Origin of the sequence: Actinomadura chokoriensis, from assembly GCF_041463665.1 — a bacterium.
GTDB lineage: Bacteria > Actinomycetota > Actinomycetes > Streptosporangiales > Streptosporangiaceae > Spirillospora > Spirillospora chokoriensis_A.
Map to the genome: position 1 here is coordinate 39,773 of NZ_JAXCEJ010000018.1, position 12,298 is coordinate 52,070.

At 70.4% G+C, this 12,298-nt stretch carries 11 protein-coding genes, 1 tRNA gene and 2 pseudogenes; 4 read left to right on the top strand and 10 right to left on the bottom strand.

Annotation, left to right across the window (positions count from 1 at the left end; all coding sequences use genetic code 11):
- Positions 1-10 precede the first annotated feature (10 nt).
- Genes SM418_RS25560 through SM418_RS25575 form a run of 4 tightly spaced genes read right to left on the bottom strand, consistent with a single transcriptional unit; the run spans position 11 to position 4,433 of the window.
- Positions 11-1,597, bottom strand: a complete 1,587-nt coding sequence (locus tag SM418_RS25560; RefSeq protein WP_371943790.1) for an FtsW/RodA/SpoVE family cell cycle protein — start codon at positions 1,595-1,597, stop codon at positions 11-13.
- Positions 1,598-3,172 carry a Stp1/IreP family PP2C-type Ser/Thr phosphatase gene (locus SM418_RS25565; RefSeq protein ID WP_371943789.1) on the bottom strand — a complete coding sequence of 525 codons (1,575 nt, stop codon included), beginning with the start codon at positions 3,170-3,172 and terminating at the stop codon, positions 1,598-1,600.
- Positions 3,169-3,666, bottom strand: coding sequence for an FHA domain-containing protein FhaB/FipA (locus tag SM418_RS25570; RefSeq protein WP_371943788.1), 498 nt, complete (start codon positions 3,664-3,666; stop codon positions 3,169-3,171). The genes SM418_RS25565 and SM418_RS25570 overlap by 4 nt, the downstream gene beginning before the upstream one ends.
- An 11-nt stretch (positions 3,667-3,677) precedes the next feature.
- Positions 3,678-4,433: an FHA domain-containing protein gene (locus tag SM418_RS25575; protein ID WP_371943787.1), complete on the bottom strand. Its 756-nt coding sequence runs from the start codon at positions 4,431-4,433 to the stop codon at positions 3,678-3,680.
- 128 nt (positions 4,434-4,561) lie between these two features.
- Here SM418_RS25575 and SM418_RS25580 point away from each other — a divergent pair.
- Positions 4,562-4,647, top strand: a tRNA-Leu gene (locus SM418_RS25580).
- A gap of 188 nt (positions 4,648-4,835) precedes the next feature.
- On the opposite strand, the gene SM418_RS25585 is transcribed toward SM418_RS25580, so the two are convergent.
- Together SM418_RS25585 and SM418_RS25590 are read right to left on the bottom strand one after the other, a co-directional pair.
- Positions 4,836-5,123 (bottom strand): aldo/keto reductase, encoded by a 288-nt coding sequence (locus SM418_RS25585; protein WP_371966115.1) that lies wholly within the window; start codon positions 5,121-5,123, stop codon positions 4,836-4,838.
- Positions 5,120-6,214 (bottom strand): NAD(P)/FAD-dependent oxidoreductase, encoded by a 1,095-nt coding sequence (locus SM418_RS25590; protein WP_371943786.1) that lies wholly within the window; start codon positions 6,212-6,214, stop codon positions 5,120-5,122. The genes SM418_RS25585 and SM418_RS25590 overlap by 4 nt, the downstream gene beginning before the upstream one ends.
- Positions 6,215-6,339: 125 nt before the next feature.
- Here SM418_RS25590 and SM418_RS25595 point away from each other — a divergent pair.
- Both SM418_RS25595 and SM418_RS25600 read left to right on the top strand, forming a co-directional pair.
- Positions 6,340-6,695, top strand: a pseudogene (locus SM418_RS25595) (transposase); the annotation flags it as partial.
- Positions 6,696-7,005: 310 nt separating this feature from the next.
- Positions 7,006-7,851 carry a class I SAM-dependent methyltransferase gene (locus SM418_RS25600; protein ID WP_371943785.1) on the top strand — a complete coding sequence of 282 codons (846 nt, stop codon included), beginning with the start codon at positions 7,006-7,008 and terminating at the stop codon, positions 7,849-7,851.
- 119 nt (positions 7,852-7,970) lie between these two features.
- On the opposite strand, the gene SM418_RS25605 is transcribed toward SM418_RS25600, so the two are convergent.
- From SM418_RS25605 to SM418_RS25615, 3 genes are read right to left on the bottom strand one after another with little or no spacing between them, the layout of a single operon-like run.
- Entirely contained in the window at positions 7,971-8,717 is a 747-nt protein-coding gene (locus tag SM418_RS25605; protein ID WP_371943784.1) for an SDR family NAD(P)-dependent oxidoreductase, read from the bottom strand.
- Positions 8,714-9,706: an alpha/beta hydrolase family protein gene (locus SM418_RS25610; RefSeq protein ID WP_371943783.1), complete on the bottom strand. Its 993-nt coding sequence runs from the start codon at positions 9,704-9,706 to the stop codon at positions 8,714-8,716. Before SM418_RS25610 ends, SM418_RS25605 begins: the two co-directional genes overlap by 4 nt.
- Positions 9,703-10,623, bottom strand: coding sequence for a zinc-binding dehydrogenase (locus tag SM418_RS25615; protein WP_371943782.1), 921 nt, complete (start codon positions 10,621-10,623; stop codon positions 9,703-9,705). The genes SM418_RS25610 and SM418_RS25615 overlap by 4 nt, the downstream gene beginning before the upstream one ends.
- A gap of 89 nt (positions 10,624-10,712) precedes the next feature.
- Between SM418_RS25615 and SM418_RS25620 the strand changes: the two genes are divergently transcribed.
- Positions 10,713-11,684 carry a LysR family transcriptional regulator gene (locus SM418_RS25620; protein WP_371943781.1) on the top strand — a complete coding sequence of 324 codons (972 nt, stop codon included), beginning with the start codon at positions 10,713-10,715 and terminating at the stop codon, positions 11,682-11,684.
- Between the two features lie 98 nt (positions 11,685-11,782).
- Here SM418_RS25620 and SM418_RS25625 read toward each other — a convergent pair.
- Positions 11,783-12,049, bottom strand: a pseudogene (locus SM418_RS25625) (GNAT family N-acetyltransferase); the annotation flags it as partial.
- Positions 12,050-12,298 lie beyond the last annotated feature (249 nt).

Below are 12,298 nucleotides of genomic sequence, written 5' to 3' on the forward strand. Positions count from 1 at the left end.
AGGGGGGAAGTCACCTCGTGCTCACGATCTGGGTCATGCCCTCGTCCTGGATCGCCTGCGGGGCCGGCTTGCGCGCGTCATGGCTCATCCGCACCAGGATCGCGATCAGGATCCAGTTGGCCATCAGCGACGAACCGCCCTGGGACAGGAAGGGCGTCGTCAGGCCGGTCAGCGGGATGAGCCGGGTGACGCCCCCGACGATCACGAAGACCTGGAGGGCCAGCACGAACGACACGCCGCCCGCGAACAGCTTCAGGAACGGGTCCCGCGCCGCCACGGCGGTCTTCATCCCGCGTTGCACGATCAACGCGTACACCAGGAGGATCGCCATCAGCCCGGTCAGCCCGAGCTCCTCGCCCAGCGAGTCGAAGATGAAGTCGCTGAACGACAGCGGCGTCCGCCACGGCTCGCCCTGGCCGAGCCCCGTGCCGAGGACGCCGCCCTGGCCGAGCGCGAACAGCCCCTTCATGAGCTGCGCACTGTCGGAGTACTCGCCGCCGAGCTTCGCGCAGGCCGTGAAGCCCGGCGAGATCACGCCCTCGACGGCGTTCTGCTTGTAGATGTCGGTGTCGGGGTTGACGGGGACGACCTTGCCGCTTTCCAGCAGGCAGCCGCCGTCGAAGTAGGGCTTCGGGTTCTGCCAGATGTCGATGCGCTGGTTCACGTGGCCCATGAACGGCAGCAGCGTCGCGACGAACACGCCCACCGCGAGCAGCCCGACACCGATCACCACCCAGGAGACCCGCTGCGTCGCGATGTACAGCATCGACACGAACAGGCCGAAGAACAGCAGCGCGGTGCCGAGGTCCTTCTGCATGAACAACACGCCCAGGCAGAAGAACCAGATCACCATGATCGGGCCGAGGTCGCGGCCGCGCGGCAGGCTGAACGGGCCGACCTTCTTGCCGATCAGCGACATCGCCTGCCGCTTGTTCACCAGGTAGCCCGCGAAGAACACGACCAGCAGGAGCTTCGCGAACTCGCCCGGCTGCACCGAGAACGGGCCCAGATGGATCCACACCCGGGCGCCGTTGATCTCCGCGCCGATGCCGGGGACGATCGGGAGCAGCAGCAGGATGACCGCGGTGAGGCCGATCAGGTACGTGTAGCGCTGCGCCGTCTTCGGGGTGAACGACAGCGGCGCGTCCGTCTTGTCGGTGTCCCGCATGATCAGGACGGCGCCGACGAACAGCACGATGCCGACGAACGTCCACATCAGCTGGCTGGGCGCGTCCGCGGCATCTGGTATGAGCTTCTTGCCGGCCAGCGCCGCGGCCTTGTTGTCGGCGCTGGTGTCGAGGTCGAGCCTGTAGATCATCGTCAGCCCGAGGCCGTTCAGCGCCACCGCGAGCGGCAGCAGCAGCGGGTCGGCGTACGGGGTGAACTTCGCCTGGACGAAGTAGGCGATGAGCGCCAGCACCGCGAGGCCACCGCCGTACACGAACAGCCCGGCGGGGATGTTGCGGTCGCGCGCCAGCCCGACCTCCGCGAACGCCGACAGCGTCAGCACCATCGCGAAGATCAGCAGGGACAGCGAGGCCCCGTTGCGCTGCTGGTAGGGCAGGCGCGCCCTGATCTGCTCCCCGAGCGAGTGCATCTACGAGCTCCCCCCGTTGGAGGGACAGTCCTTCGGCTTGCCCGCCTGGTTGTTCGCGCACTGGTCGCGGTGGGCCTTCAGCCCGGTCAGCCCGGTCGTGGCCGCGTTCTGCCCGATGAACACGAGCTCGCCCTTCCTGACCTTCGCCGCGTCCGACGTGGGCAGCTGGTCGAGCTGGATGTCGCTGGCCTGGATCTTGGTCTCCGCGCAGCTCTGCTGGCTGCGGCCCCGGACGATGCCGACCTTGCCGGACAGGTCCACGAGCGAGTACCTGCAGACACGCCCCACCAGCGTCTCCCACGCGGCGGGCCCCTCCACCGTATAGGTGTCCTTGACCTGCTGCTGGAGGTCCTGCGGGAGGTCGGCCACCTTGATCGGCTGCAGGTTCTTGGCGTCGGCCTTGCGGGACATCTTCAGGCCGGGGACCTTCTGCGGCGTCCCCCGGTACAGGACGACGTCGTCGCCCTCGGCGCCGATGTAGTAGCCGTTCCGGACGTTCTGCACGAGCGCGAAACCGCCCGCCACGACGCCGACGACGACCACCCCGGCGACGATGACCAGCCACGTCCAGCGGCGGGCGCCGCCGCGTCTCGGCTGCTCCATCGTCGCCTGCTGCATCGGCCCCGGCGGGCCGCCCATCGGATCGGCCATCGGCGCGGGCGCCGGAGGAGGCGGGCGCTCGTCAACGACGACGGGCGGCTGCGGCCGCGTGTCGCGCAGCTGCGCCGCCCGTCCGGCCGGCGTGTCGGCCACCGTCGTGTTCGCGCCCGGCCCGCCGCCCTGCGGCTCCGGCGGCGCGGCGTTCGCCGCCGCCCCCACCGCGTGGCCTGGACCGCCCGTCGGCGGCTGTCGCTCCAGATCGATGACGTCGGCGACCACGCAGGTGATGTTGTCCGGGCCGCCGCCGCGGTTCGCCAGGTCGATCAGCTGCCGGACGGCCTGCTCCGGGTCGTCCACGTCCGTCAGCACCTGGAAGATCGTCTCCGCCGTGACGACGCCCGACAGGCCGTCCGAGCACAGCAGGTACCGGTCGCCGACCATCGCCTCGCGCAGCGACAGGTCGGGATCGACCTCGCCGCGGCCGTCCAGGGCCCGCAGCAGCAGCGAACGCTGCGGATGCGAGGCGGCCTCGTCCGGGCTGATGCGGCCCTCGTCCACCAGCGACTGGACCAGCGTGTGGTCGTGCGTGATCTGGAACAGGCTGCCGTCGCGCAGCAGGTAGGCGCGGGAGTCCCCGATGTGGACCAGCGCGACCTGGTTGCCCGCCCACAGCATCGCCGTCAGCGTCGTCCCCATGCCCTGAAGGGCCGGGTCCGACTCGACGATGCGGTGCAGGTTGTCGTTCGCCGTCTTGACCGTGTGCTCCAGCGCGGCCAGCAGCTCCGTCGCGGGCAGGTTCTTGTCGAGCGCCCGCAGGGCCTCGATCGCCGCGGCGCTCGCGATCTCGCCCCCGACGTGCCCGCCCATGCCGTCGGCGACCGCGAGCAGGTGCGCGCCCGCGTACGCCGAGTCCTCGTTGCCCTCGCGCAGCATGCCGACGTCGGAGCGCGCGGCGTAGCGGATTCCCATAGTCATTTGCGCAGCTCGATCACGGTCTTGCCGATACGGACCGGTACGCCCGGCGGGACCGGCATCGGCCGGCTCACCTTCGTGCGTCCGAGGTACGTCCCATTGGTCGAGCCGAGATCTTCCACGATCCACTGACCGTCCTGCGCGAAAAGTCGGGCATGCCGGCTCGAAGCGTAGTCGTCGGTCACGACCAGAGTGGCGTCATTCGCCCGGCCGATGGTGATGGGCACCCCTGTGAGGTCGATGACGGTGCCGGCCCGTTCACCCTGGACCACCACCAGCTTCGTCGGGGCGCCGTGCTGGGCGCTGCGCTGCGCTCGCGGCGGCTTCGGCTGCCTGGCCGGTTTGGGGGGCCTGGACTGGGACGGGCGCGCGGCCGCCTTCGTGGCGGCCTTGGAGCCGAACAGGTCGGCCCTGATCACGCCGACGGCCGCGATGACGAACAGCCACAGCACCGCGAGGAACGCCAGCTTGATCAGCGTGAGGGTGAATGGGGACATCGGAGTCGGGGTTACTCCCTATCGCGGCGGAACACAAGGGTTGTCCGACCCATCGTGACCCGGGAGCCGTCGACCAGCGTGACCCGCCGGATCGGCTGCCCGTTCACGAACGAGCCGTTGGTCGACCCTAGATCCACGAGAGCGATTTCGGGACCTTCTACGCGGATCTCGGCATGGTGCCGGGACACGCCCGGATCGACGAGGCGCAGGTCGCAGTCCGTGCCGCGACCAAGCAGAGTCACTGGGGTGTTGATCTCATAGGTGCGCTGAGTCGTGTCCGTACCCTCCACGGCCGTCGTCACCAGCAGCCGCGGATGCCCTCCGAAGACACCACCCCGGCCGCCCTGCGGAACATCGCTCACCGGCCGGCGGATCTCTCCGCCCTCGACCGTCGAGCCCCGGATCACCCCCGACCGGATCCGGAACATGCCCGTGGCGAGATCCCCGGCGTTCTCGAACCGAACCCGCACCGGCCCCACGAAGGAGTACCCCTGCTCCTTCGCGTACTCGCGCGCGAGGTTCGCCAGCTCCTGGCTCAGGCTGTCGGCGTAGACCTGCAGCCGCTGCCCGTCCTGCTGAGAGATCTCCACGACGAAGTCGTTCGGCACGAGCGTACGGCCCTGCGCCACGATCGCCGCCCTATCGTCCATCTCGCGCTGCACAGCACTGGCCACCTCGACCGGCTGCAGCTCGGACTTGAAGGCACGGGCGAAGGCCCCTTCGACCATGCCCTCCAGCCGTCGCTCGAAGCGCTGAATGACGCCCACGGGCACCTCCCTTCCCCACTGGTAGACGATCGTATCGGTGCGAAGGTTCGCTCGACGTATCTGGATACCTAACCACTGCCCCGCGCGTGCTAGCCTTTTCAGGCACCCGGAAACGGGACGGCACCCCTGGGCGGGTGGCGGAACGGCAGACGCGCACGGTTCAGGTCCGTGTGTCCGAAAGGATGTGAGGGTTCAAATCCCTCCTCGCCCACCAAGGGGTACAGACGAAAGTCGTACTCCCAGAGTGACGGAACAGGCCCTGGAGCGGCAAGCTCCAGGGCCTTCGTCGTTGCGGGGGTCTCCTCGTTCTGGGGTGTGGGGGCGTTTGGGCGCGTCAGGGCCGGGTGGCTGTGGTGGCCGCCCGGCCCTGGTTTTGGTGCGTATGGTGTGTTGCGATCGTGGTCAGGCGGCGGGTGGCTCGTCGATGTGGCCTGCGGGTGCCCAGGGCTTTGGTCTTACGGCGCCGGGCGCGGGTTTGGCGCCGTTGGGCGCCGGCGGCGGGAAGAGCTCGTTCAGCCTGGCGTGGGTGGCGTCATCGAGCGTGATCCGCAGTGCGCGCAGTGAGCCGTCGAGCTGCTCGGTCGTTCGGGGGCCGATGATGGGTCCAGTCACCCCGTCCTGGGCGAGCAGCCAGGCGAGTCCGACGTGGGCCGGGTCCTCGCCGAGGTCGGCGCACAGCGAACCCTTCAGACGGTGGGGCCGAACTGCTCGATGAAGCGGCCAGTGAACAGATCCGTGCCCTTGTACTCGGAGACCATCGCGACCGGGGCGACGAACGGGCCCTCCGGAGAGGGCAACTGTCCGACACCGCCGTTCGTACCGAGCGGAAGCAGGATCATGGGATGCGGCAGGGGCTGGTAGGTGGCCGTGGGCCGCTCGCCGTTCAACCGGGCGGTGATGTTCTTGGCGACCACCTCGGCGTGCTGCATCGCGTAGCCGGCCATCTTGGCCTCCGCGACGTCGGTGATGTCGCCGACCGCGTAGACGTGGTCGTACCCCTCGACGTTGAGGGATTCGGTCACGGAGACCTGGCCCTGAGCGTTGAGCGTCGTGAGCCTGCCGTCGGCGAGGTAGCCGCTGTTCGTGCTCTTGCCGTAGGCGCGGAACCAGATGTCGACGGTGATCTGGCCGCCGTCGGTGGTCGTGACAGTGAACGCGCCGGCCTGGCCGGCCTCGGTGCTCGGCGGGGCCGCGAGGCCTGTCCCCAGACGTAGCTCGACGCCAAGGGCGTCCAGCTGGCCGCTCAGGTCCTCGACCACCTCCGGCTGGAAACCGGGGAGCAGCTCCTCGGCCGGGTCGGCGATGATCACCTGCTTGCCCGGCCAGACCTCTTTGATCTCCCCGGCCAGTTCCAGGCCGACCGGGCCCGCGCCGAGAATCAGCACCCTGTCGGCCTGGCGCAGTTCCTTGTGCGTCAAGCGGAGATCTTCCATCGCCTCGATGATCGAGTCGGAGCCGGGCTTGGCCGGATAGGCGTAGCTGGAGCCGGTGGCCAAGACCAGGTAGTCCGCCGGGACACGCTCGCCGGAGGCCAGGGTGACACCGCTGGGATCCACCGAGACCGCACGATCGCGCACCACCCTGCCCTGCGTGAGCAACGTTTCGAAGGGGAAGAACATGTTGTGCGCCCAGTCAGGCCGAGCCAGCGCCCGCAGCGACCCTGCCGAGTTGACGAAGGCCTCCCGGGGATCGATGAGGACGACGTCGGCTTCCGATTCCAGCGCCTTGGCGACCGCAGCACCTCCGTAGCCTCCGCCGATGACCGCGACTGTACGACTCATGATTTGACGCTCCCCAGGAAGGATTTGAGTTCGTGCCACGAACTATATTAGTTCGTGGCACGAACCGCAAGCCCTGGAACGTGTCCGTGTCTCAGTGCCCGTGAGCGGCGGAGGCTCCTTCGTCGCGCCGGGCCCGCGCCCAGGTGCGCGAGCGGGTGTGGACGCCGGCCGGCGTCAACGCCCCCGACGCAGACGGGCACGTGACCGTGGACCTGGACGGGGTGCTGGTGATCGCGCATTCGGACAAGCAGGACGCGGCCCCGACCTGGAAGCGCACCTTCGGGCACCACCCGCTGATCGGGTTCCTCGACCACGGCGACGGCGGATCCGGCGAGCCGGTCGCGGGTCTGCTGCGCCCCGGCAACGCCGGTCCAACACCGCAGCCGACCACAGCGCCGCCGCGAAACTGGCACTGGCCCAGCTGCCGCGCCGCTACCGGCGCGGCCGCCGCACTTTGATCCGCACCGACACCGCCGGCGGTCACCCGGTCCGCGGGGCCTGCGATGACACGGTCGGCGGTGATCAGTAACGTCTTCACGGAGGTGGAGGTCTCCTCTCGTGCCTGCTGCTTCCCGGCGAAGCGTTCCGCGAGCCCTCCTACGGGAACTGCTTCTCCTCGCGGCCGATGTCATCGATCGGGCCGAGGATCGTCCAGCCCTTCTTGGAGGATCCCGATGGCGAGCAGATCGTGGCGGCAGGCGATCTGGCTGTGGCCGTCAGGCCGCTTCAGTCGCATCCTGTGAAGTGCGCAGAGTGGGCACGCGTGGGTTCTGGCCGGCGAGGAGGAATGCATGGAGAGCGCGCCGAGCAGGACGGCGATGTTCGCGGCCGTGTCGCGTGGATTGTTTCGCCTGGAGACGGCGGCGCCGTGGGTACTGGATGATGTGCTGGCCCTGGTGCTTGTCGGCCCGGTATGGCGGGAGCTGCGAGACCGGTTCGATCCGCTGTTCCCCGGCCCAGTCCTTCGCGAGTCCCGCGCGGCTGTCTGCACGCGCAGCCGGTACGCCGAGGACCGGCTGGCTGCTGGCGCCTTCACGCAGTACGTGATTCTTGGCGCGGGGCTTGACTCGTTCGCGTGGCGGCAGCCGGATCTGCTCGGCTCGCTGACGGTGTTCGAGGTTGATCATCCTGCTTCCCAGGCATGGAAGCTCGAGCGGGTCAGGGAGCTCGGTCTGCCGCTCAGCGACTCGCAGGTGTTCGTGCCGGCCGATTTCGAGGCCGAACCGGTTCGGGATGTCCTGGGCGCGGCCGGGTTCGACTGGGCGCAGCCGGCGATGTTCTGCTGGACGGGTGTCGCTCCCTATCTGACGGCGCAGGCGATCGAGTCGACGTTGCGCACGATCGCGGCGGCTGCTCCCGGGTCTGAGGTGGTGTTCTCCTACCGGGCCGAGGACTGTGTGCTGGACGACGTGGGGACGGAATTCGCCCGGATCTACACGCCGATCGCGGCTTCTGCCGACGAGCCTCTTCAGCCCGGCTGGCCGGTAATCGAGATCGAGAGGCTGATCAGCCGGTGCGGGCTCAAGGTCGTGGACCATCCCGCACGTGCAGACCTCCAGCAGCGGTACTTCGCCGGCCGTACCGATGGGCTGCGGCCCTATACCTTCGAGACCCTGGTGGCCGCGCGGGTCACCTGAGCGAACGCAGCCACGTCCGGCGACTTCACCCTCTTCGAGGGGCAGGCGGTGAAGGTACTGCCGGGTGAGCGGATCACGGCGGATGACTCGACGTGCTCGACTGCGGGACAGGCCGCTGGTCAGGCGGGTATGGCTCCGACCAGGCCTCCGTCGATGACGAGGTCGTGGCCGTTGACGTAGGACGCGTCGGAGGAGGCGAGGAAGGCCACGGCCGCCGCGACCTCGTCGGGGTGCCCGAAGCGGCCGGCGACGATCCGGCCAGTGATCGCCTGTGCCTCCGCCGGGCTCAGCGTGGTGGCGGGGTACATCGGGGTGTCGATGTAGCCGGGGCTGACGGAGTTGACGCGGATGCCGCGCGGGGCGAGTCCGGCGGCGAGGGTGCGGGCCAGGTTGTGCGCGGCGGCTTTGGTCGCCGAGTACAGGGTGAGGACGCTGTTGCCGCGGTGGAGGGTCCACGACGCGTTGATGACGATCGAGCCGCCGTCCACCAGGAGCGGCAGCGCTTTCTGCACGGTGAAGAACACGCCCTTGAAGTTGACGTCGACGCCGTGGTCGAAGTCCGGCTCGGTGATGTGCTCGAAGGGGAGGAACGTGCCGGTGCCCGCGTTGGCGAACAGGCTGTCCAGGTGGCCGTGACGGTCCCGGACCGTGTCCATCAGCGCGTTCACCGCGCTGAGGTCGGCGATGTCGGCCACGGCGCCCGAGGCGTTGGGTCCGAGGTTGCGGACGGCGGCGTCCACCCGAGCCTGGGTGCGGCCGGTGACGATGACCTGGGCGCCTTCACCGATGAGGCGGTGCGCGGTGGCCAGCCCCATGCCGCTGGTGCCGCCGGTGATGAGGACGGTCTTCCTGGCAAACCGGTTCATGCCGGTACTCCGATCAGGGCGTGGGCGAATTGGTCGCCGAGGTGGGGCAGCCAGTCGGGCCGTGCGTTGCCGAGCAGGTGGTCGCCGTGCGGGACGGACAGGTAGGTGCCGTGCGGCGCGAGACGGGCCAGGGGCTCGCCGTTCGTCACGCCGGGGATGACGTCCTGTTCCCCGTCCACGACGAGCAGCGGGGCGGTGATGCGGGGTGCGAGGTCTGTAAGGTCCACTTGGCGGGCGAACTCGCGGGCCGCACCGGGGCCGCCGGTGCGCCCGGCCATGATGTCCCTCACCGGCGGCGGCAGTTCGTCCCAGTCGAGGCGGAAGGGGCCGCTGACGGTGGCGACCGCCGCCACGCGCGGTTCCAGCGCCGCCGTGCGCGCGGCGAAGTAGCCGCCCAGGCTGAGGCCGACGAGCCCGATGCGGGCGACGCCGAGGGTGTCGATGACCCGGCCGACGACCTGCTCGTAGTCCGGTCTGAGGGTCGTCGTGGCCGCGAGTGCGCCCTGCCCGGGGCCGTCCATCGCGAACACCGCCAGTCCTCTGGCCAGCAGCGCGGCCGTCAGGTCCAGGAACTCTTCCTTGGCGGAGTCCAGGCCGGGGACGACGACCACGGTGGCGGGCGCGTCGGCGGGGCCGCGCAGCCAGCCGGTGAACCCCTCGCCTTTCACCAGCTGGGCATCAGGCTCCAGCAGTGTGATCGCCCTGCTCAGGGCGTGGTCCGCGGCGGCGGCGGCACGGGCGGCCTCCGGGTATGGCGCCAGGGTGGCCAGGTGGAACCACCGGGCCGCCATCAGCAGGTGCTCGCCCGCGGAGACGGGCGAGTCCGCTTTTTCCGCGCGCTGTAGGTAGGCGCGCCCGCTGCGCGTGAAGGCCGGGCCCCAGTCGGCGACGGAGGCGAGGCCATCGGTGATGCGACGGTATTCGTGGGGGTCGACGCCGGCGCCGGTGGCGCGCGTCCACTGCTCGGCCGCGAACTCGGTGACGCTCACATCGCTCCTTCGGTCAGCAGGACGGCCTTGCCGCGTATCCGGCGCTCGCGGAGGTCGACCAGGGTGGCGGCGGTCTCGGCCCAGTCGGCGGTCCGACCGATCTCCGGGTGCAGCCGGTCCTGTTCCACCAGGCGCACCAGGGCCGCGAGGTCGGCGCCGTAGGGTGCGCCGGCGTAGTGGAAGTGCTGGATGGCGACCCGTTCGGGTCCGTTCAGGAGATCGAAGAAGTCGAGGGTCGCCGGAGTGCGGCTCACCTGCCCGAACCAGACGAGCAGCCCGCCCGGACGCACCTTGGACAGGGCGGCCGGCAGCGCCGGGCCGCCCGTCGACTCCAGGACGACGTCGAACGGTCCCCTGGCCGCCGCGACGTCGTACACCAAATGCGCGCCCAGCTCCGCGAGCCGCTCGCCCCGCACCGGCGTGGCCGTCACCGCGGTCAGCTCGGCTCCCGCTCCGACGGCCAGTTCCGTGACGTAGTGGCCGACCCCGCCCGAGGCACCGGTCAGCAGCACCCGCCGTCCCGCCAGGGAACCGGCCGTGCGCAGCAGCCGCAGCGCGGTGATCCCGGCCAGCGGCAGGGCCGCCGCCCGGACGCTGTCGATGCCGTCCGGCAGCACCGCGAGCGAGTGCGTGGGAACGGCGGCGTACTCGGCCCAGCCGCCCTGCCCCGGATGCCCGACCACGCGGGCGCCCACGCCGGGGCCTGAGCCGTCGGCCGCGGCCTGCACGACGAGCCCCGCGATGTCCTTGCCGGGCAGCAGCCCCGCCCGCGGGTTCTCCAGGAGGAACGTCTCGCCCCGGTTCGGCGCGAACGCCTCGATCCTGACCAGTGCCTCACCGGGCTCCGGGACGGGCTGGGGAGCCTCGGCGAAGGCGACCGGCCGCGCCGCCTCCCCCGTCGGAATCAGTCTTCGCATGCCGCGAATGCAACCCCCGCGGCCGCCCCGCGATCCAACAACAGCCGGAAGTATCCGACAACTTTCAGTTGTCACCTATGGTGAGCGCCATGGATCTCGACCTGGCGCAGGTACGTGCCTTCGTACGCGCCGCCGAGGAACTGCACTTCGGACGGGCCGCCGGGACGCTCGCCATCTCCCAGCAGGCACTGTCCAAACGGATCGCGCGGCTGGAATCGCTGCTCGGCACGCAACTGTTCCAGCGCGGCGGCAACGGGATCCTCCTCACCGAAGCCGGACAGCGGTTCCTCCGGCCGGCCCGGCAGACCCTCGCAGTCGCGGAGGCCGCCGTCGCCGAGGCCATCGGGACGGACCGTCCGCTGCGCGTCGACGTCTGGGGCCACCTCTACGCGCCGATGCGGACGCTGGCCCAGGTCGCCGGGCCGGCCGGGGACCTTGAACTCGGGCACGGCCGTGATCTGCCGGCGGTGACGACGGCCCTGCTGCACGGCGACATCGATGCCGCCTTCGGCCGCGTCCACCCTCCGCTGCACGCCGGGCTGGCGCACCGCCTCGTCCGCCTCGAACCGGTGGACGCCGTACTGAGCACAGGCCACCCGCTCGCCGCCGAACCGGCGCTGCGACCGGACCAACTGCGCGGTAGCGTGCTGTGGGTGCCCGGCGCGCTGGACCGGCTCGACTTCCTCCACCAGTTCGCCGACCGATTCGGCATCCAGGACAGGGCCGCGAGCATCAACCTGGGCCTCGTCCACTTCCTCACCGAAGTCGCCGGCGACCCGCGACGCTTCTCGCTGCTGCCCGCCGACGTGCCCCTACCGGAGATCCCCGGGCTGTCGTCCGTCCCGCTGCTCGACCCCACGCCGCTGTACGCCTGGTCGCTGCTGTGGCGCACCGGCAACGGCCACCCGGGCCTGGGCGGCCTCACCGCCGCCTGCGCCACGGAGGCCAGACGAAGCCGATGGCTGGAATACGACCCGACCCGTGATTGGCTGCCCGAACCTCCAGCGAACCGTCTCCCCGCGGCACCGGGAACGAACGCCATCGAGCACACCGCCCCCTGAGCCGGCACCGCCGCCCCATGTACCGCTGGTGTCCTTCGCGGCGACCGAACGGCCCTCAGTTGGCTGGGGGCCGTTCGCCGCGTTCAAGGATCGGGAGATCAGACGCCGAACACCGCCGGGTAGCGGATGACGCCGCTCGGGACCGGCCACTCAGGGGCGAGGGCGAGCGCCATCATGTACTCGTTCTGGACGTCGAAGGTCGGGCGGATGCCGTACCCGGAGGCCGGGGTGAAGCCGAAGCGCGGGTAGTACTCGGCGTGGCCGAGCACGAGCACCAGGTTCTCGCCCCGTTCGCGGGCGGCGTGCAAGGCGGCGCGGATGGCGGCGGCCCCCGCGCCCCGCCGCTGATGTTCGGGCTTGACGGCGCGGTGACCAGCCACGGCGGATCGTCGTCGGGATCGGCGTCCACGACCTGCGCCGTATAGAACCCGCCCACCCTGCGCGCCGCTGCCACCTCGGCCGCGAACCGCTCCCTGAACCGCTCGTCCCCCGCCAGTTCGGGCCGTACGACCTTGACCGCGACGAGCCTGCTGCCCCGCGACCGCCCCAGGAACACCTGCCCCATGCCCCCCGCCGCCCAGCCTGGCCAAGAGCCGGTACGTCCCCACATGCTC

Excerpts from the sequence above, each read along its gene's own strand:
- SM418_RS25600 (WP_371943785.1), top strand. The coding sequence starts at position 7,006 with ATGGAGAGCGCGCCGAGCAGGACGGCGATGTTCGCGGCCGTGTCGCGT.
- SM418_RS25560 (WP_371943790.1), bottom strand. The coding sequence starts at position 1,597 with ATGCACTCGCTCGGGGAGCAGATCAGGGCGCGCCTGCCCTACCAGCAG.
- SM418_RS25565 (WP_371943789.1), bottom strand. The coding sequence starts at position 3,172 with ATGACTATGGGAATCCGCTACGCCGCGCGCTCCGACGTCGGCATGCTG.
- SM418_RS25590 (WP_371943786.1), bottom strand. The coding sequence starts at position 6,214 with ATGAGTCGTACAGTCGCGGTCATCGGCGGAGGCTACGGAGGTGCTGCG.
- SM418_RS25570 (WP_371943788.1), bottom strand. The coding sequence starts at position 3,666 with ATGTCCCCATTCACCCTCACGCTGATCAAGCTGGCGTTCCTCGCGGTG.
- SM418_RS25620 (WP_371943781.1), top strand. The coding sequence starts at position 10,713 with ATGGATCTCGACCTGGCGCAGGTACGTGCCTTCGTACGCGCCGCCGAG.
- SM418_RS25605 (WP_371943784.1), bottom strand. The coding sequence starts at position 8,717 with ATGAACCGGTTTGCCAGGAAGACCGTCCTCATCACCGGCGGCACCAGC.
- SM418_RS25615 (WP_371943782.1), bottom strand. The coding sequence starts at position 10,623 with ATGCGAAGACTGATTCCGACGGGGGAGGCGGCGCGGCCGGTCGCCTTC.